The organism is Anaerolineales bacterium, assembly GCA_030583885.1.
Taxonomy (GTDB): domain Bacteria; phylum Chloroflexota; class Anaerolineae; order Anaerolineales; family Villigracilaceae; genus Villigracilis.
On sequence record CP129480.1, the window covers coordinates 776,419 to 791,767 of the forward strand.

Genomic DNA, 15,349 nt, shown 5'->3' on the forward strand with positions numbered 1-15,349 from the left:
AATCTTACGGGCAAAGAGGAGATGCGTCAAGTGGAACGTTTTCTTCCCCAATATGATCTCACTGCGATGATGACAATCACAAGAAATGTCAACGGGATGTAGAACAGGGAAAATAATTTCACCGCAGTCAGCGTCGCGCTTTGCGCGGCCTGTAAAATAAGATAAGCCGTGTACAAAAGATAATACGAGAACAGCACACCGCCTTCCAAGCGCGAGATCTTATTATCAATGTAAAACACAGGCAGGCTGACCACCGCCACAAAAAGCATCACAAGGAAATCGAAGCGCAAGACCTGTCCGGAAATGTTGATTCCGCCGGGGGAAAGCATGCCCGCAATGCCGAGCACACCGAGCAGATTATAGATGTTGCTTCCCACCGCGTTGCCGACGGCAATATCGCTTTCTCCCTTAACTGCCGCAATAATGGATGTGGCCACCTCAGGCAGGGACGTGCCAACCGCCACGATCGTCAAACCGATGATCAGTTCGCTTACACCCAACGCCTTTGCAATGGAAGTTGCAGAATCCACCAGCCAGCGCGCGCCCAACACCAGGAATCCCAGTCCGACAACGATGAAGGCAACATATTTCAGGATGTTCGCAGAGGTAGCCGCTTCTTTTTGCGCGAATTCCTGCGCATACTCCTGGTGAACCGTCCCGTTCTCCTTGCGGCTCTGGCGCAGGGAAAAAATCGTGTACGCAACGACACCGATGAACAGCACCGCGCCATCCATCGATCCAAGGCGGCCATCGAGCACGAGGAGGTAGGTTAATAGGGAAATACCGATCATGATGGGCGCATCCAAACGGATGAGCTGCTGTGCGATCAGGATCGGCGCGATCATGGCGCTGACCCCGAGAACGAACAGGATATTGAAAATATTCGAGCCAAGCACGTTCCCAATGGTCAGGTCCCCCTGTCCGCTGGCGGCGGCTTGGAGCGAGACCGCGATCTCCGGCGATGCGGTGCCAAGCGCAACGATGGTCAACCCGATGACAAGGGGAGATACGCCAAACGCCGCAGCAAGCCGCGAAGAGCCGCGCACAAGCAGTTCCGCGCCGACAACGAGGACAATTAATCCCAGGATGAAGAGGAGAATGGTGACAGCCATGTTGAATTATGTTTTCCCGTTTTTTGATTTAAGACATGGATGATTATCAGTAGTTCACGAAAAGGCTTGAACGTGGTTAACTTGGCTCCGACCAAGGAAACCCATAACCATGTCCAAGCCCACAATCAAGATTACCCGAACAATTCGTTCCGAGCAAGTGCTGAATGCCTTCATGACGGTGGTTCGCAAGAACCTGCCGCTGGAATTGCGAAACACCCGGATCACTGCCGAAGATATCCTGTATGTGTTGGCATACGCCAATGTGCATCGTTTGAGCATTGAATCGGCTTGTCTGGAGTTGCAGAATGCGCCTTCGGGTAATCGTCTGCGAGAAGTATTAGCCCAGTCGCTGCCAGACCGAGCCGGTTTGCAGAACCGATTGAACCGCATCTTTCATCGGCAACTCCATCCCAGTGTATGGAAGTGCAAACGCGATTTCAATGTGGCGATTGACCTGACCCTGATCCCATATCATGGTCAGCCGTATGAAGACAGAAAGGAGATCGTACGCAGTGCACCCAAGTCTGGGACAACCCATTTTCATGGTTACGCCACGGTTTCGATTGTGCGGGACCATCGGCGCTACGTTGTGGCGTTGCGCTTCATCGAACATGGCGAGGATATGGCCGACATCGTCCGCTGGCTGCTGAAACGCCTGAAAACACTCAAATTTCGCATTCGACGGGTGTTTTTGGACAAAGGTTTCTGCTCCAAGCCGGTTTTCAAGGTTCTGGACCAACACAAGGTCAGTTTCGTAACGCCCATTCCCGTGCGTGGCAAGTCGGGCGGTGTGCGGACTTTGTTTCAAGGTAAATCACGTGTCACCACCTACACCTTTAACAGCCCAAAATATGGCATATATACAGTGCAGGCGGTGGTCGTCCAGCGCTATTCCAAAGGACGCTATGGACGACACAAGAGCAAGTGGTTTGCGTACGCCGTCTCCGGATTGCCCTCTGGCATTTTGCCTGCCCAGGTGTTTGAACTTTATCGTCAACGCTTCGGCATTGAGTCGAGCTACCGACAAATGAACCAGGTGCGCGCTCGAACTTCCACCCGTAATCCTGTCATCCGCTTGCTGCTGGTTGGTTTGGCTTTTGTCTTGTTCAATCTGTACATTGCCTTGCGCCAGAATCTGGCCTCCGCGCTTAAAACACCGTTAGAATCTTTCAATCGCTTCTGGCTTTCTTTGCGCCGTGTCGCTTTCCTGCTCAGTCGTGCCATTGAACGCTTCTGGGGTGCGACTGAGGTCATTCAACATCAATCATGTTTTGTGCTTTCGTGATCTACTGAAAATAGATTGTCGCTGTGCAGGCTGCATCATTCCGCTTACGACGCCTTTATTATCGGCGTAACCTTTCCCCCGTCCCCTTCCCTTAAGGGAAGGGGTGCCTGCTGATTGGGATGAGTCCGCGTAGTGATCTTGTCCTAAAAAAGTGGACACAAAAAATGTCTGGATCCAGTAGACTTGGAAAACAGGAGCAGGATCATGGACGAAAAGAAAACAAGGTATCGGAAGTACACCGAAGAGTTCAAATTAGAGGCTCTGGAACTTTTGAAGAGCAGCGGAAAGAGTGCCGGGCAAATTGAACGCGATTTGGGGATCACGCCCGGACTGCTGGTGAAATGGCGCGATCGATACCAAGTGATATCCCAAGGGACAAACCCAATGCACTTGGAAGTTAGTGACTTTGAAGCTGCCAAGCGTGAGATCAAACGCTTGCAACGACGGTTGGCAGAAGTGGAAGAAGAGCGCGAGATCCTAAAAAAAACAATCAACATTTTCTCCCGGGAAAACCAATGAGATACAAATTCATTCGGGAGCATTGCCAGGAGTATAGCGTCAAGCGGATGTGCCAGGTATTGGGTGTGACGCGAAGTGGGTACTATGCCTGGCAGCCAGAAGCAGTCGGTCCGCGAGAGGTGGAGAATCGGATTCTGGTGGAGCAGATCCGGGCAGAATACAAACTGAGTCGCGAGACCTATGGCAGTCCGCGCATCCAGGCGGGTCTACAACGCAGAGGGTTCGCCTGTGGACGACATCGAGTCGCACGTTTGATGCGGAGAGAAGGAATTCGCCCTCAAAAACGAAGGCGCTGGCGTCCCATAACTACGCAGCGCCAGCCAGGTGTGATCCCAGCACCGAATTATCTGAACCAGGATTTTTCTGCCAGCGCGGCAAACCAGAAATGGGTGAGCGATTTCACCTACATTGATACCGCGGAAGGTTGGTTATATTTAGCAGTGGTTCTGGATTTGTTTTCACGAAAAGTAGTAGGCTGGGCGATGGCTGCACAAATGGATGCAACCCTTGTCGAGGCAGCCCTGGACATGGCTTTACAAGGACGACAACCGCAGGCAAGCCTGTTACATCATTCCGATCAAGGCAGTCAATATACCAGTGCCGCTTATCAAAGCAGTTTAGCAGATGCACATATTCAGGCGAGTATGAGCCGAGTTGGAAATTGTTATGACAATGCGGTGGCAGAAAGTTTCTTTGCTACCCTCAAGGTGGAGTGTGTGACCTCTCAATTTGCAACGCAAGCAGTAGCTCGAACAACGATTTTTGAATACATTGAGGTTTGGTACAATCGCCAACGCTTGCACTCTTCACTTGGCTACCTCAGCCCGGTTGAGTTTGAGCAACAATCTGGACTTTAATTGTGTCTATTAAACCGGGGCAAGATCAGGTGTGCATTGGGCGGAGATGGTCTGACTCCCTCTCCTTTAGGAGAGGGCTGGGGAGAGGTTTTGAATTAGAATCCAAATATGCCTATCAAGAATATTGTTACAGATCAAATAGTCACCAAGGCAAAACTCGAACGCGCAAAAGAATTGCGGCGTGAGATGACACCTGCGGAAAAACTGCTGTGGCAGGAAGTCCGCGCCAACAAGTTGGGAGTCCGCTTTCGGAGGCAGCAGGTCATTCAGGGATTCATTGTCGACTTTTATTGTCATCAGGCGGGACTTGTTGTGGAGGTGGATGGCGATATCCACGATCTACAGAAAGAGGAAGATGAGAGGCGGGAAAAGGTGTTAACTGAGATGGGGTTGAGGATTGTCCGCTTTGGGAATGATGAGGTTGGGAGGGAGTTGTCCGCTGTGGTGGGGAAGATAAAATCGTGTATCATTGGAGCAGGAGATTTTATTCATGACAAATCAAGAACTCCTTAGCCGAATTACCATCAACCCCAACATGGCGTTTGGGAAACCTACTATCCGCGGATTGCGCTACTCTGTGGAATGGCTCCTTGAAACGCTCAGTTCAGGCATGACCAATGAAGAAATCCTTGCAGATTACGAAGACTTGGAAGCCGCTGATATTCAAGCGGTCTTGTTCTATGCTGCGCGGTTAAGCCAGGTCAAGCGGATGAGTTTGGTCAACGCATGAATTTTCTGATCGACGCCAATCTTCCAAGACGCATCACCCGCATTTTTCAAGATCGCGGACATACCGCTGTCCACACGCTGGAATTACCCGAAGGCAATGCAACCGCAGATGCCGCGTTATTAGACTATTCCGAGACAAACAATTGTGTCATCACAACGAAGGATTCGGATTTCAGCACGGCGTTCTGGCTTCAAGACCGTCCGCAGAAACTATTGCTGATTTCCACAGGCAATATAAGAAACGTCGAACTGGAAGCTTTGTTGGTTGCAAATTTTGATCAGTTGATCTCTGCATTGATGGATAATCGGTATGTCGAATTGACTCGAGAGCATGTAATTGTCCATGCATAAGTCCAAATCGAGAAGTATTGGAGATAAGCCATGAAAGTCAATTACGATAGCAAAACCGACATCCTTACTATTATTTTCACTGAGACTCTTGTCGCCGAGAGCGATGAAGATAAGCCAGGTGTGATTCTCGATTATGATGATAAAGGCAATCTTGTCTCACTGGAAATTCTGGATGCGTCACGGCGAGTCAATGTGCCGAGCAAAATTGAATACCAAGTCTCGCCATTGGCGGGCTAGATTGAAAATGAACTCCCAGGAAACTCGGAGTTTTTTGTTGTGTTATGTATCAAATCCAAACGGGGGAGGGAAGAGGAAGAGGATGGACCTTTCCCCGATTGTGGTAATTGTTCGGCATGTTGAGTTGCCCCTTTCCTAAAGGAAAGGGCATGAGGGTGAGTCCTATCTTGTCCGCTGGCACGGACATCTGCAAAGCAAGTCGCTATGTATGGGCGGTATTGGCTTCTCCCCTTCAGGGGAGACGGGAGAGAGGTTTTATCGTAGAATCCCGCCATGCCGATCAAGAATATCGTCACTGGTCAAAAGGTCGCCAAAGAAAAACTGGAACGCGCCAAAGAACTGCGCCGCGAGATGACGCCTGCTGAGAAAATTCTGTGGCAGGAACTACGGGCAAATAAGTTGGGTGTTCGTTTTAGAAGACAACAAGTTATTCAGGGATTCATTGTTGACTTTTACTGTCACAAGTCCGCGCTGGTTGTTGAGGTGGATGGGGATAGCCAGCCCCCTCCGTCCTTCGGACACCTCCCCCAAATACGACAGAACTTGATCTTGCCCCGGTTTAATAGACACAATTAAAGTCCAGATTGTTGCTCAAACTCAACCGGGCTGAGGTAGCCAAGTGAAGAGTGCAAGCGTTGGCGATTGTACCAAACCTCAATGTATTCAAAAATCGTTGTTCGAGCTACTGCTTGCGTTGCAAATTGAGAGGTCACACACTCCACCTTGAGGGTAGCAAAGAAACTTTCTGCCACCGCATTGTCATAACAATTTCCAACTCGGCTCATACTCGCCTGAATATGTGCATCTGCTAAACTGCTTTGATAAGCGGCACTGGTATATTGACTGCCTTGATCGGAATGATGTAACAGGCTTGCCTGCGGTTGTCGTCCTTGTAAAGCCATGTCCAGGGCTGCCTCGACAAGGGTTGCATCCATTTGTGCAGCCATCGCCCAGCCTACTACTTTTCGTGAAAACAAATCCAGAACCACTGCTAAATATAACCAACCTTCCGCGGTATCAATGTAGGTGAAATCGCTCACCCATTTCTGGTTTGCCGCGCTGGCAGAAAAATCCTGGTTCAGATAATTCGGTGCTGGGATCACACCTGGCTGGCGCTGCGTAGTTATGGGACGCCAGCGCCTTCGTTTTTGAGGGCGAATTCCTTCTCTCCGCATCAAACGTGCGACTCGATGTCGTCCACAGGCGAACCCTCTGCGTTGTAGACCCGCCTGGATGCGCGGACTGCCATAGGTCTCGCGACTCAGTTTGTATTCTGCCCGGATCTGCTCCACCAGAATCCGATTCTCCACCTCTCGCGGACCGACTGCTTCTGGCTGCCAGGCATAGTACCCACTTCGCGTCACACCCAATACCTGGCACATCCGCTTGACGCTATACTCCTGGCAATGCTCCCGAATGAATTTGTATCTCATTGGTTTTCCCGGGAGAAAATGTTGATTGTTTTTTTTAGGATCTCGCGCTCTTCTTCCACTTCTGCCAACCGTCGTTGCAAGCGTTTGATCTCACGCTTGGCAGCTTCAAAGTCACTAACTTCCAAGTGCATTGGGTTTGTCCCTTGGGATATCACTTGGTATCGATCGCGCCATTTCACCAGCAGTCCGGGCGTGATCCCCAAATCGCGTTCAATTTGCCCGGCACTCTTTCCGCTGCTCTTCAAAAGTTCCAGAGCCTCTAATTTGAACTCTTCGGTGTACTTCCGATACCTTGTTTTCTTTTCGTCCATGATCCTGCTCCTGTTTTCCAAGTCTACTGGATCCAGACATTTTTTGTGTCCACTTTTTTAGGACAAGATCAACTACCGTCGTATTTGGGGGAGGCTGGGTGGGGGCAAGATGCCAGGCAGGAGAAGGCGTTGTCCGCGTTGGGGCTGAGGGTGGTCAGATTTAGGAATGATGAGGTCGTGAGGGATGCTTCGCGATCCGCTGTGGTGCGGAGAATAATAGAGTTTGTAGAAAAGTAATAATCTGCCCTTGTCAAATATCTCAATTTGAGATATAAAATAACCCATGCACATCATTACCCGCAAGACGCTAATCCAATTCTGGGAGAAACACCCAGACAGCCGTATGGCGTTACAGCGTTGGTTCAAGATCGTGCAAAAAACTGAGTTTCACTCCTTTGCCGAATTGAGACAGGTTTTCCCTTCTGCCGACAAGCTTGACCATTGGGTCATCTTCAATATTGGCGGCAACAAATACAGGTTGATCACATCCATTCATTTCAATCGCGGCAAAGTGTATGTCCGTCATGTTCTCACTCATGCAGAATACGACCGAGGAGACTGGAAAAATGACACTCGCAACTAAAGAACTCGAAATCCACTGGGCAAATATTGCACCTTTGCTGTCCATTCGCAACGAGCGTGAATACAACGTAGCGGTCAAACGGCTCAATGAATTACTGGATGAGATCGGGGATAATGAGAAACATCCGCTTTATGGGTTGTTGGATACTCTTGGCACACTTATTGAAATCTATGAAGAAGAGCACTATCCAATTCCTGATGCTACAGGTGCGGAAGTACTGCATTTTCTGATGGAAGAAAATGGTTTAACGCAGTCTGATCTGCCAGAGGTCGGGTCACAAGGGGTGGTCTCTGAGATATTGAATGGCAAACGCGAATTGAATGTCCGCCAGATTCGATTCCTTGCGGAGAAATTCAAAGTTTCAAGCGCGGTGTTTTTGTAAAAGATACCAGATAAGAAAGGTGTTGTCCGCTTCGGGAATGATGAGGTTAGGAGGGACATGTCCGCGGTGGTGGGGAAAATAAAGGAACACTTGAAATAAAAACTCTACGATCCTGGAGAAATGCCTTGCGCCTGTGTACAATTGTGCATATAATCAGGTTCGATGAGCTACGAATGGGATCCCAGCAAGGCAAAGTCAAACTACAAGAAACATCGCGTCAAATTCGCCGATGCTGTTGGTGTATTTGAAGATGAAAATGCCATCACCATCGAAGACGATCACGAAAAAGAAGATCGTTTTATCACCACGGCAGGGATTTTCTGAGTCGAATCCTGGTTGTGGTGTACACGTTTCGCGATATTGTTATTCGAATCATTTCCGCGCGGAAAGCCACCGCGCGTGAAAGAAAGATGTATGAGGATCAAGATGAAGAAAGAATATAACTTTAGCAAAGGCAAACGCGGCGCGGTTGTCCCTGCACCGAAAGGCAAGACCCGTATCACCATCCGCATTGATGATGATATTCTGGATTGGTTCCGCGGCGAGGTGGAAGCGGCGGGCGGTGGAAATTACCAGACTCTGATCAATCAGGCTTTACGCGAATATCTGAATCAGCAACAACAACCGCTGGAAGAATTATTGCGGCGTGTTGTGCGCGAGGAATTGCATAGCGTGACAGAATAAGCAAGATCGAAAAGTATTGGAGATAAGCCATGAAAGTCAATTATGATAGCAAAACCGATATCCTTGCCATTATTTTCACAGACACTCTTGTTGCTGAGAGCGATGAGGATAAGCCAGGCGTGATTCTGGATTACGACGATAAAGGTAATCTTGTCTCGCTGGAAATCATGGGTGCTTCACGGCGAGTCAATGTGCCAAGTAAAATAGAATATCAAATCTCGCCTGTGGCGGGATAGCATGAAAATGAACTCCGAGAAAAACTCGGAGTTTTGTTTTAGAATCACATGCCAGTCAAAAACATCAATCCAGGTCAAAAAGTCACCAAAGAAAAACTTGAACGCGACCCCCTCCGCCCTATCGGACACCTCCCCCAAATACGACAAGGTAAAGTCTGAATGCGGATTCAAAGTTTTCACCGTCGGATTTGGGGGAGGAAGGGTGGGGGGAATTAAAGCTTGCTTGTAAATGCTTTGAATTCTTTTTCTTTTTCCTCTACTTTTGACCAACGCTTGATCTCTTTCAAATCCACTTGCTGGTTTTTTGTCACCAAGATCGCCTGCTCCAACCCTTGCAAGTCGTTCCAAAAGTAGAACGCGCATAACCTGTCTTTGACACAATCGGTTGGGGAGAGTACCTTCAATGTCCCTGTTGCCAGTTCAAATTCGCTGATTTCTTTCACAGGCTCTTCGCCAACGGAGAGCGGTCCATCAGGGAATTCGATGAAGAAGGTTGTTTCGGGGTGGATGAAGTAACGTCCCTGCTCGTGGAAGCCGTGTCTATCCATTCGGCTTTGCTTCTGCTTCGCCGTGCAAAACCTGTGTTGATCAGGTCGAGGTCTTTTGAAACGTACTTGTTACTGCTGTAAAACGCAACCGCGCTTCCGCCTGAAAGCACAACGTGAATCCCTTCTGCTCGTAACGAGTCTCGAACGCATGCCGCCAGTTCCACCTGGCTCATGTTCTTGATGTGTTTCATAAATCCCTGCCTTTTGAGCGCGGTCGGCGGCGATTCGTTGTCAATTCTTCCTGTTCATTTGTTGAGTAAAACGAAAGAGCCTTTTCCAACAAAGCTTTCAATTCGTTCAAAAATGGGTAACGCGGATTGAACATATACGGACGAGTTCGCCCGACAGTTCGGCTCACAAGGATGCCGCTTTTCTCGAACTTGTCCAATTGCATTTGAATGGGTTTCAAGTCCGTTTCGTAAAAGCTGGCGATCTCACGCGCATACCCTTCATCTCGCGCAAAGATGTAAAGCAATACTCGTTCTGCATTTTTTGAACCAAGAAGTGCTTCGATCATGGAATTTTCTCCCGACGTTATGTTGACGTTATATGACGTCTAATTTACGTCATTGTATCATGCTTTGAAGATGCCAGGCGGGAGAAGAACTTGTCCCACGGGGACTGCCGCTGCTTGGCGCGGCGTGCGCGATCCGCAGCGGTGGGGAAAATTCAAGTAAGATTGACCCAGAAGACCCAAACGCAGGAGATCCCATGAAAACCAAACAAGAGATCGTCAACAACTGGCTGCCGCGCTACACCGACACCCCCCTCAAGGATTTCGGCAAATACATTCTGCTGGTCAACTTTGAAGACTACCTGACCATGTTCTCGCAATGGTTCAATGTTCCCATCCGCGGGAAGGAGAAGCCCATGCCCAATGTCACTGCCGAGGGGGTGACCCTGATCAACTTTGGGATGGGAAGCGCAAACGCCGCCACCATCATGGACCTGCTGGGTGCTGTGAGACCCAAGGCCTGTCTCTTCCTCGGGAAGTGCGGCGGACTCAAGCGAAAGAGCAGGGTCGGCGATCTGATCCTGCCGATCGCCGCCATCCGCGGCGAAGGGACATCCAACGACTACTACCCTCCCGAAGTCCCAGCCCTGCCCGCCTTCAACCTGCAAAAAGCCATCTCGACGACGATCCGCGATCACCAACGGGACTATTGGACGGGTACGGTGTACACGACCAACCGCCGCGTCTGGGAGCACGACGATAAATTCAAGGCGTACCTGCGCCAGATCCGCGCCATGGCGATCGACATGGAAACTGCCACGCTCTTCACCACCGGTTTCCATAACGAGATCCCCACGGGTGCCTTGCTATTGGTCTCCGACCAGCCCATGACGCCCGGCGGGATCAAAACCTCAATAAGCGATAAAAAAGTCACGCAGAAATATCTGGATATGCACCTGCGTATCGGCATCGATTCGCTCAAACAATTGATCAATAAAGGGGAGACGGTCAAGCACCTGCAGTTCTAAAACGCAAGAAAACTCCCGCACGTGCGGGAGTTTATTCCACAGTGCGCATGGAGATGTAGAACAGCGCCAGGCAGGGGATCAGGGTCTTGGCGGTCTGCCGGAGGCTCTTGTGCAGATCGGGTCTGGAATAGGCGGAGACGAACCTCTGCCGCGAGGCTTTCCCCTCAGGATTTGTCATTGCATTCATCCTGCCTCTTTAGAGCGTCGTTGCACAACGAACCATGCAGGTTTGGATTGAATTTGACCTGCGTACATCTGCAAAAAAAGCGAAAAATGATTATTTGGCTTGATTTGGGAAATTAAGGAAAAATTAAGAGGCGGCTGATTCTCTCATCAAAAAAACTTTTCAAATCATGGTAATCTTTTATAATAGGATTTTCCAAGGGTGCAAACAACGTGCGAAAAACAGGAGATGAGGAGATATCGTATGAGCGCTAATAAAATAACAAATAAAGGCAGGACAAAGGTGTGGGTTAAGGCGGGTCTGTTCCTCATGGTGGCGGTCATGGGACTGGTACAGGCTTGCGGAACGTCCAGGATCCCCGAAGGGGCACGGATCATCGAGGATACTCCCACAAGAAACATACCGACGAATACCCCCTATGTAACCCCCACGGCTCCCGGGGCGTCCGTTCTTACGGCTACAGCCTCCGCCCTTCAGACGCATGCCGGGGCTGTCCGCTTTATGGGCTATACCGTCGGGAACGGCGCATTGGATAAACTGCCCCAGCTTATATCCATCCTGCAGGCGTACAATGCGGACGTGCTTTCCATCCAGCAGGCGAACGGCTGGCTGGCCAATGATTTTGAGATCGTGGAGCAGGTGGCGGAAGAACTTGGCATGGAATACCTTTATTGCCAGGCGGATGAGGCCCTGGTGGATAAAAATGGCAATCCCTATGATCTGGTGTTGTTTTCAAAATTGGAGATAAAGAGCTCCCAAACGTATTCAAATGTCAGCAATTGTCTTATTCGCGCCGAAGTCATCACCGCGGGCGGTCAATCGGTGCAGGTGTTTGCCGTGGATATCCAGCCCAGCTTTGACGAAGTGGGCTGTCGAAATGTTGTAAATATTGCCACTGCCATTAAATCCTATGCAAATGGTCCGGCCATTTTGCTTGGCGATATGAACATGCCTCCGCCCGGAGTGTTGATGGGATATTCACAAAACCAGATCGAATGTCCGCCCCTCCTTGTGGAAGCGGGTTTTTCATTCTTTTCCGAGGTCAGCAAGGTGGACCATGTTTGGGTTACACAGGCAATGCTGGATCTCCAATCGTATAAATTGCCCAACCCGAGCACGGAACCTCTTGTACCCAAAAACGTTGTCAGGAACCTGTCGGATCACTCCCCACTGGCTGTGGATTTCTATTTTCCATAGAAAGCATCACTGAATCAATTCAAAAGGTTGACATCCCTTGTATTTTAAGGGATGTCAACCTTTTAGCGGCAGGATGTGGTTTGGTCTTCCATGGTCAAACCAAACGCCTCATAGACGGGTACGCCGTCCCACTCCCCAGGGATGGATAAATTCAAAGCGTATGCCGCGGTCGCAGCCGTGTCTGTGGTGGTGACGGCGGACGTCAGCGCAGCCGGCTGGACGCCTGCACCTGAGGCAATCCACGGGATGGTCATGTCTTCGGGCAGGTGCGAACCGTGCGATGTGTCATGTCCGCCGTGGTCGGAGGTGACGATGATCAGCGTTTCTTCACGCAAGCCGCGTGCATCGAGTTCCACCAGCAGGTTTCCAAGCGCCTGGTCTGCGCGGAAGAGCACGCTCAATTGCTCGCCTGAAAGCCAGCCGTAGACGTGCCCCATCCAATCGGCAGTGGGGAAGTGCACGAACATCAAACCAAAGTCGGCGGGGAAGTTTGAGGTCAATCTTTCGGTAATCACCAGATCGCGGTCATTGATGTATTCGAAGATATCCATGCTTTCGGGCCCGGTGACCTGCCGCAACTTTTCCTTGCCGACGTACATCACGGTCTGCATGCCTGCCGCATGAGCGAGGTCGAAAAGATCGGTGACTTGTGCGTACCCGTTTTCAGGAAGATAATCGTTCCAGTCCACGCCGTGTTTGTCGGGGCACTGCCCGCTGAGCATGGAAACATGCGCGGGCAGGGTGGCGCTCGGGTGGGTTGTCTGCGCGGAGAGTGTGTATGCTCCGCTTTGCATCAAGGCCGTCAGGTTGGGCATGGGCGCGAGCGGAATGGCATCGGGGCGGAGTCCGTCGATGGACAGGATCAACACGCGGCGGGCGGGAGGCGCAGGCGTAAAGGCGGGTTCAAGAGTCGAGGTTGCAGCGGGAGGCATCGTCGTGGTTGATGCCGGGATGGGAGTCGCGGTTTCCCTTGCGGGAGGCGGCTGGCAGGCAAACAGGAGGATGCAAGCTGTAAGGGCAAGAATTCGAGTCCGTGACATTTGTCCATTATATATTTGATCGGTCAAATGTATGATGAGAACATGGAAACGACAACCCTTCACGATGAACTTTTTCATCACAACCATACCGACCCGCACAAACGCGGCTCGGGAATTTCGGATTTTATTTTGGGTGCGCAGGACGGTCTGGTAAATGTCCTCGGTGTGGTGCTGGGGATTGCCGCCGCGACGAACGATCTTCGCGTGGTGCTGGTGGCGGGACTGGCGACAACCTTTGCCGAGTCCATTTCGATGGGCGCGGTGGCGTACACCACCACGCTTGCCGATGCGGATTTGTACCAAAGCGAACGCGAGCGCGAATATCGTCACATCAAGGAGGCGCCGAACCTTGAGAAAAAAGAGATCCGCGATATTTATGAAAGCAAGGGATTTCACGGAGATTTGCTCGAGCGTATTGTGGAGACCATCACGGCGAACAAGGATGTATGGGTGGCGGTGATGATGGCGGAGGAACACCAGCTTTCCCCCGTAGACCGCAGGACGGCGTTGCGCGCCGCATGGGTGGTGGGGCTTTCCGCGATCATCGGTTCGCTGGTGCCGATCGTGCCCTTTGTTTTTTTGCCCATTTCCACGGGCATGTGGATGTCGGTGTTTTTTACGGCTTTGGTGTTGTTCGGCATCGGCGCATACAAGGCGCGGATGACGGTGGGCAGGCCGCTGCGCAGCGGGATCGAAATGACGGTGATCGGGATCGTCAGCGCGATGGCGGGGTATCTAGTCGGCGTGCTTCTTAAGGTCCCGTCCCTGCCGTGAGGGCCTGCTGAAATATAAGTTCGCCAGTAATCCCAAAAAGAGGACGAAGAGCATCGCCACGAGCACTTCCGCACCCCAGCCGATGAGCGGGAAGAAGTTGAGGATCTCCAGCGCGGTATCCTTGAGCAGCGTCGAAAGCCCGTAGATGGCGACGGTGGAGTAGCCGATTTCCTTCAACCCCAGTTTGAAATCGTTGACCTTTGCGAGATGTACGATCATATAAATTTCCAGGGCGGTGAGCAGCAGGGACGTGCCGGGAATCGGCGCGGTCAGGGCCGAGATCGCGCCTGCGATCAGGGTGTAGATCAGGATGCGCCAGATGGGTTTCATGATCACATCAGCAGGTAGACCCAAACCGCCAGAGCCCCCGAACAACACAGGATCAGAGCGGCGCCAAGCCCGATCCATACGACCGGACCCGCGCCTTTGTCCTCCTGAAGCATCGGGTTATATTCACGTGAAACAAAGGGCCTGGATGTAATCATCGGCTCGCGGCTGGTCGGGGAAGCGGACTGGGTATAAGTGGTTGCAGGGATGTCCTTTGGAAGGATCCCGAGTTGTGAAAGCATCTTGAACGCATTTTCCAGGCTCTCGCGGGCTTCCGGTGTAAGGTCGTTCACGGTATGGATGGTGTTGCCGCCAATGCTGATGTTGGTTGAATGGGCTTTCATTACATTTTGCACCATGTCACCTTCCATGAAATCAGGAATTCCGTTCCCGTTCTTATCCACGAAGATGTGCAGCATTTGCTCATACGCCTGACGCTCGCTGACAGGCATCTCGTCGAGGCTGTTGTAGGTCCTGCCATTAAAGATGATGTTTGCCATTGCTTGCTCCTCATTAATAGGTCTTTCTATTTTAGCATGTAAGTTTTTTGTTGATGTTAATGGGATGTAAAAAACATTGATTTTCTGTCATTAATGATATAAGATAGAAGCAGAATAAAAAAGGAGAAATCAATGGCAACGATCACAGATATTGAAGGGATTGGCGGCGCGTATGCCACCAAACTTCGCAAGGCAGGTATTCGTACAACGGAAGCCCTCTTGAAAGCGGGCGGCACCAAAAAAGGGCGCAAGGAACTTGCCGAAGCCACCGGCTTTAGCACAAAGACGATCCTCGAATGGGTCAACCGCGCGGACCTCTTCCGCGTGAAGGGTATCGGCGAGCAATACTCCGACCTGCTCGAAGTCGCCGGCGTGGATACGGTGGTGGAACTTGCCAACCGCAAGCCTGAAGCCCTGCTCGAAGCATTTGCAAAAGCAAATTCAGGGAAGAAAAGGCTCGTGAGGCAACTGCCGGGCTTGAGCCAGGTGAAAGCCTGGGTCAAGAACGCGAAATCGCTCAAGCGTGCGATTGAATACTAAAAATAAAAACTTCCGATGCTGATCACATCGGAAGTTTT

General features: G+C 50.8%; 26 protein-coding genes. 16 read left to right on the forward strand and 10 right to left on the reverse strand.

What is annotated here, in order from left to right:
- Positions 1–26: 26 nt before the first annotated feature.
- A complete protein-coding gene (locus QY332_03935; protein ID WKZ37074.1) occupies positions 27–1,112 on the reverse strand; it encodes a calcium/sodium antiporter in 1,086 nt (361 codons plus the stop codon).
- A gap of 109 nt (positions 1,113–1,221) precedes the next feature.
- Here QY332_03935 and QY332_03940 point away from each other — a divergent pair, with 109 nt between their 5' ends.
- The 8 genes from QY332_03940 to QY332_03975 all read left to right on the forward strand — a co-directional run bounded on the left by QY332_03940 (position 1,222) and on the right by QY332_03975 (position 5,666).
- Positions 1,222–2,397, forward strand: a complete 1,176-nt coding sequence (locus QY332_03940; GenBank protein ID WKZ37075.1) for a transposase — start codon at positions 1,222–1,224, stop codon at positions 2,395–2,397.
- Positions 2,398–2,601: 204 nt separating this feature from the next.
- Positions 2,602–2,916, forward strand: coding sequence for a transposase (locus QY332_03945; GenBank protein WKZ37076.1), 315 nt, complete (start codon positions 2,602–2,604; stop codon positions 2,914–2,916).
- Positions 2,913–3,773, forward strand: a complete 861-nt coding sequence (locus tag QY332_03950; GenBank protein WKZ37077.1) for an IS3 family transposase — start codon at positions 2,913–2,915, stop codon at positions 3,771–3,773. Before QY332_03945 ends, QY332_03950 begins: the two co-directional genes overlap by 4 nt.
- Positions 3,774–3,881: 108 nt before the next feature.
- A complete protein-coding gene (locus tag QY332_03955) occupies positions 3,882–4,286 on the forward strand; it encodes a DUF559 domain-containing protein (protein ID WKZ37078.1) in 405 nt (134 codons plus the stop codon).
- A complete protein-coding gene (locus tag QY332_03960) occupies positions 4,264–4,503 on the forward strand; it encodes a DUF433 domain-containing protein (protein WKZ37079.1) in 240 nt (79 codons plus the stop codon). Before QY332_03955 ends, QY332_03960 begins: the two co-directional genes overlap by 23 nt.
- On the forward strand, positions 4,500–4,853 hold the full coding sequence (locus QY332_03965) for a DUF5615 family PIN-like protein (protein ID WKZ37080.1): 354 nt from the start codon (positions 4,500–4,502) through the stop codon (positions 4,851–4,853). Before QY332_03960 ends, QY332_03965 begins: the two co-directional genes overlap by 4 nt.
- A 30-nt stretch (positions 4,854–4,883) precedes the next feature.
- Positions 4,884–5,090: a DUF2283 domain-containing protein gene (locus QY332_03970; protein WKZ37081.1), complete on the forward strand. Its 207-nt coding sequence runs from the start codon at positions 4,884–4,886 to the stop codon at positions 5,088–5,090.
- A gap of 273 nt (positions 5,091–5,363) precedes the next feature.
- Positions 5,364–5,666, forward strand: coding sequence for a DUF559 domain-containing protein (locus tag QY332_03975; GenBank protein WKZ37082.1), 303 nt, complete (start codon positions 5,364–5,366; stop codon positions 5,664–5,666).
- Here the strand turns inward: QY332_03975 and QY332_03980 are convergent.
- The 3 genes from QY332_03980 to QY332_03990 all read right to left on the reverse strand — a co-directional run bounded on the left by QY332_03980 (position 5,663) and on the right by QY332_03990 (position 7,360).
- Complete coding sequence (locus tag QY332_03980) at positions 5,663–6,523, reverse strand: IS3 family transposase (GenBank protein ID WKZ37083.1); 861 nt, start codon at positions 6,521–6,523, stop codon at positions 5,663–5,665. The two genes, QY332_03975 and QY332_03980, sit on opposite strands and share 4 nt — an antisense overlap.
- Entirely contained in the window at positions 6,520–6,834 is a 315-nt protein-coding gene (locus QY332_03985) for a transposase (protein ID WKZ37084.1), read from the reverse strand. Before QY332_03985 ends, QY332_03980 begins: the two co-directional genes overlap by 4 nt.
- A gap of 349 nt (positions 6,835–7,183) precedes the next feature.
- Positions 7,184–7,360 (reverse strand): hypothetical protein, encoded by a 177-nt coding sequence (locus QY332_03990; GenBank protein ID WKZ37085.1) that lies wholly within the window; start codon positions 7,358–7,360, stop codon positions 7,184–7,186.
- 40 nt (positions 7,361–7,400) lie between these two features.
- Between QY332_03990 and QY332_03995 the strand changes: the two genes are divergently transcribed.
- From QY332_03995 to QY332_04010, 4 genes are all read left to right on the forward strand, one after another.
- Complete coding sequence (locus QY332_03995; GenBank protein ID WKZ37086.1) at positions 7,401–7,799, forward strand: hypothetical protein; 399 nt, start codon at positions 7,401–7,403, stop codon at positions 7,797–7,799.
- 162 nt (positions 7,800–7,961) lie between these two features.
- On the forward strand, positions 7,962–8,123 hold the full coding sequence (locus QY332_04000) for a BrnT family toxin (GenBank protein WKZ37087.1): 162 nt from the start codon (positions 7,962–7,964) through the stop codon (positions 8,121–8,123).
- A gap of 102 nt (positions 8,124–8,225) precedes the next feature.
- Positions 8,226–8,483 (forward strand): BrnA antitoxin family protein, encoded by a 258-nt coding sequence (locus QY332_04005; GenBank protein ID WKZ37088.1) that lies wholly within the window; start codon positions 8,226–8,228, stop codon positions 8,481–8,483.
- A 29-nt stretch (positions 8,484–8,512) separates the two neighbouring features.
- Positions 8,513–8,719 (forward strand): DUF2283 domain-containing protein, encoded by a 207-nt coding sequence (locus QY332_04010; GenBank protein WKZ37089.1) that lies wholly within the window; start codon positions 8,513–8,515, stop codon positions 8,717–8,719.
- 212 nt (positions 8,720–8,931) lie between these two features.
- Here QY332_04010 and QY332_04015 read toward each other — a convergent pair whose 3' ends face one another.
- Both QY332_04015 and QY332_04020 read right to left on the reverse strand, forming a co-directional pair.
- Positions 8,932–9,267, reverse strand: a complete 336-nt coding sequence (locus tag QY332_04015; protein WKZ37090.1) for a hypothetical protein — start codon at positions 9,265–9,267, stop codon at positions 8,932–8,934.
- A 187-nt stretch (positions 9,268–9,454) separates the two neighbouring features.
- Entirely contained in the window at positions 9,455–9,784 is a 330-nt protein-coding gene (locus tag QY332_04020) for a hypothetical protein (GenBank protein ID WKZ37091.1), read from the reverse strand.
- 194 nt (positions 9,785–9,978) lie between these two features.
- Here QY332_04020 and QY332_04025 point away from each other — a divergent pair, with 194 nt between their 5' ends.
- Positions 9,979–10,749: an AMP nucleosidase gene (locus QY332_04025; protein WKZ37092.1), complete on the forward strand. Its 771-nt coding sequence runs from the start codon at positions 9,979–9,981 to the stop codon at positions 10,747–10,749.
- A 31-nt stretch (positions 10,750–10,780) separates the two neighbouring features.
- Here QY332_04025 and QY332_04030 read toward each other — a convergent pair whose 3' ends face one another.
- The gene (locus tag QY332_04030; GenBank protein WKZ37093.1) at positions 10,781–10,927 is read right to left on the reverse strand and encodes a hypothetical protein; all 147 of its coding nucleotides are present in this window, start codon (positions 10,925–10,927) and stop codon (positions 10,781–10,783) included.
- A gap of 249 nt (positions 10,928–11,176) precedes the next feature.
- Between QY332_04030 and QY332_04035 the strand changes: the two genes are divergently transcribed.
- Positions 11,177–12,130 (forward strand): hypothetical protein, encoded by a 954-nt coding sequence (locus tag QY332_04035; GenBank protein ID WKZ37094.1) that lies wholly within the window; start codon positions 11,177–11,179, stop codon positions 12,128–12,130.
- Between the two features lie 62 nt (positions 12,131–12,192).
- Here QY332_04035 and QY332_04040 read toward each other — a convergent pair whose 3' ends face one another.
- A complete protein-coding gene (locus tag QY332_04040) occupies positions 12,193–13,170 on the reverse strand; it encodes an alkaline phosphatase family protein (protein ID WKZ37095.1) in 978 nt (325 codons plus the stop codon).
- Between the two features lie 42 nt (positions 13,171–13,212).
- On the opposite strand from QY332_04040, the gene QY332_04045 reads away from it, so the two are divergent.
- Positions 13,213–13,944: a VIT1/CCC1 transporter family protein gene (locus tag QY332_04045; GenBank protein WKZ37096.1), complete on the forward strand. Its 732-nt coding sequence runs from the start codon at positions 13,213–13,215 to the stop codon at positions 13,942–13,944.
- Here the strand turns inward: QY332_04045 and QY332_04050 are convergent.
- Together QY332_04050 and QY332_04055 are read right to left on the reverse strand one after the other, a co-directional pair.
- Entirely contained in the window at positions 13,906–14,274 is a 369-nt protein-coding gene (locus QY332_04050; protein ID WKZ37097.1) for a hypothetical protein, read from the reverse strand. The two genes, QY332_04045 and QY332_04050, sit on opposite strands and share 39 nt — an antisense overlap.
- Before the next feature lie 2 nt (positions 14,275–14,276).
- Positions 14,277–14,771, reverse strand: coding sequence for a hypothetical protein (locus QY332_04055; GenBank protein ID WKZ37098.1), 495 nt, complete (start codon positions 14,769–14,771; stop codon positions 14,277–14,279).
- 132 nt (positions 14,772–14,903) lie between these two features.
- Between QY332_04055 and QY332_04060 the strand changes: the two genes are divergently transcribed.
- The gene (locus QY332_04060) at positions 14,904–15,311 is read left to right on the forward strand and encodes a DUF4332 domain-containing protein (GenBank protein ID WKZ37099.1); all 408 of its coding nucleotides are present in this window, start codon (positions 14,904–14,906) and stop codon (positions 15,309–15,311) included.
- Positions 15,312–15,349: the final 38 nt, after the last annotated feature.

Excerpts from the sequence above, each read along its gene's own strand:
- QY332_04055 (WKZ37098.1), bottom strand. The coding sequence starts at position 14,771 with ATGGCAAACATCATCTTTAATGGCAGGACCTACAACAGCCTCGACGAG.
- QY332_03960 (WKZ37079.1), top strand. The coding sequence starts at position 4,264 with ATGACAAATCAAGAACTCCTTAGCCGAATTACCATCAACCCCAACATG.
- QY332_03985 (WKZ37084.1), bottom strand. The coding sequence starts at position 6,834 with ATGGACGAAAAGAAAACAAGGTATCGGAAGTACACCGAAGAGTTCAAA.
- QY332_03935 (WKZ37074.1), bottom strand. The coding sequence starts at position 1,112 with ATGGCTGTCACCATTCTCCTCTTCATCCTGGGATTAATTGTCCTCGTT.
- QY332_03955 (WKZ37078.1), top strand. The coding sequence starts at position 3,882 with ATGCCTATCAAGAATATTGTTACAGATCAAATAGTCACCAAGGCAAAA.
- QY332_04040 (WKZ37095.1), bottom strand. The coding sequence starts at position 13,170 with ATGTCACGGACTCGAATTCTTGCCCTTACAGCTTGCATCCTCCTGTTT.
- QY332_03975 (WKZ37082.1), top strand. The coding sequence starts at position 5,364 with ATGCCGATCAAGAATATCGTCACTGGTCAAAAGGTCGCCAAAGAAAAA.
- QY332_03965 (WKZ37080.1), top strand. The coding sequence starts at position 4,500 with ATGAATTTTCTGATCGACGCCAATCTTCCAAGACGCATCACCCGCATT.
- QY332_03950 (WKZ37077.1), top strand. The coding sequence starts at position 2,913 with ATGAGATACAAATTCATTCGGGAGCATTGCCAGGAGTATAGCGTCAAG.
- QY332_04030 (WKZ37093.1), bottom strand. The coding sequence starts at position 10,927 with ATGACAAATCCTGAGGGGAAAGCCTCGCGGCAGAGGTTCGTCTCCGCC.
- QY332_04010 (WKZ37089.1), top strand. The coding sequence starts at position 8,513 with ATGAAAGTCAATTATGATAGCAAAACCGATATCCTTGCCATTATTTTC.
- QY332_03980 (WKZ37083.1), bottom strand. The coding sequence starts at position 6,523 with ATGAGATACAAATTCATTCGGGAGCATTGCCAGGAGTATAGCGTCAAG.
- QY332_04060 (WKZ37099.1), top strand. The coding sequence starts at position 14,904 with ATGGCAACGATCACAGATATTGAAGGGATTGGCGGCGCGTATGCCACC.
- QY332_03995 (WKZ37086.1), top strand. The coding sequence starts at position 7,401 with ATGACACTCGCAACTAAAGAACTCGAAATCCACTGGGCAAATATTGCA.
- QY332_03940 (WKZ37075.1), top strand. The coding sequence starts at position 1,222 with ATGTCCAAGCCCACAATCAAGATTACCCGAACAATTCGTTCCGAGCAA.
- QY332_04015 (WKZ37090.1), bottom strand. The coding sequence starts at position 9,267 with ATGGATAGACACGGCTTCCACGAGCAGGGACGTTACTTCATCCACCCC.
- QY332_04035 (WKZ37094.1), top strand. The coding sequence starts at position 11,177 with ATGAGCGCTAATAAAATAACAAATAAAGGCAGGACAAAGGTGTGGGTT.
- QY332_04025 (WKZ37092.1), top strand. The coding sequence starts at position 9,979 with ATGAAAACCAAACAAGAGATCGTCAACAACTGGCTGCCGCGCTACACC.
- QY332_04005 (WKZ37088.1), top strand. The coding sequence starts at position 8,226 with ATGAAGAAAGAATATAACTTTAGCAAAGGCAAACGCGGCGCGGTTGTC.
- QY332_04000 (WKZ37087.1), top strand. The coding sequence starts at position 7,962 with ATGAGCTACGAATGGGATCCCAGCAAGGCAAAGTCAAACTACAAGAAA.
- QY332_03970 (WKZ37081.1), top strand. The coding sequence starts at position 4,884 with ATGAAAGTCAATTACGATAGCAAAACCGACATCCTTACTATTATTTTC.
- QY332_03990 (WKZ37085.1), bottom strand. The coding sequence starts at position 7,360 with ATGACGGACATACACTTTGCCGCGATTGAAATGAATGGATGTGATCAA.
- QY332_04020 (WKZ37091.1), bottom strand. The coding sequence starts at position 9,784 with ATGATCGAAGCACTTCTTGGTTCAAAAAATGCAGAACGAGTATTGCTT.
- QY332_03945 (WKZ37076.1), top strand. The coding sequence starts at position 2,602 with ATGGACGAAAAGAAAACAAGGTATCGGAAGTACACCGAAGAGTTCAAA.
- QY332_04050 (WKZ37097.1), bottom strand. The coding sequence starts at position 14,274 with ATGAAACCCATCTGGCGCATCCTGATCTACACCCTGATCGCAGGCGCG.
- QY332_04045 (WKZ37096.1), top strand. The coding sequence starts at position 13,213 with ATGGAAACGACAACCCTTCACGATGAACTTTTTCATCACAACCATACC.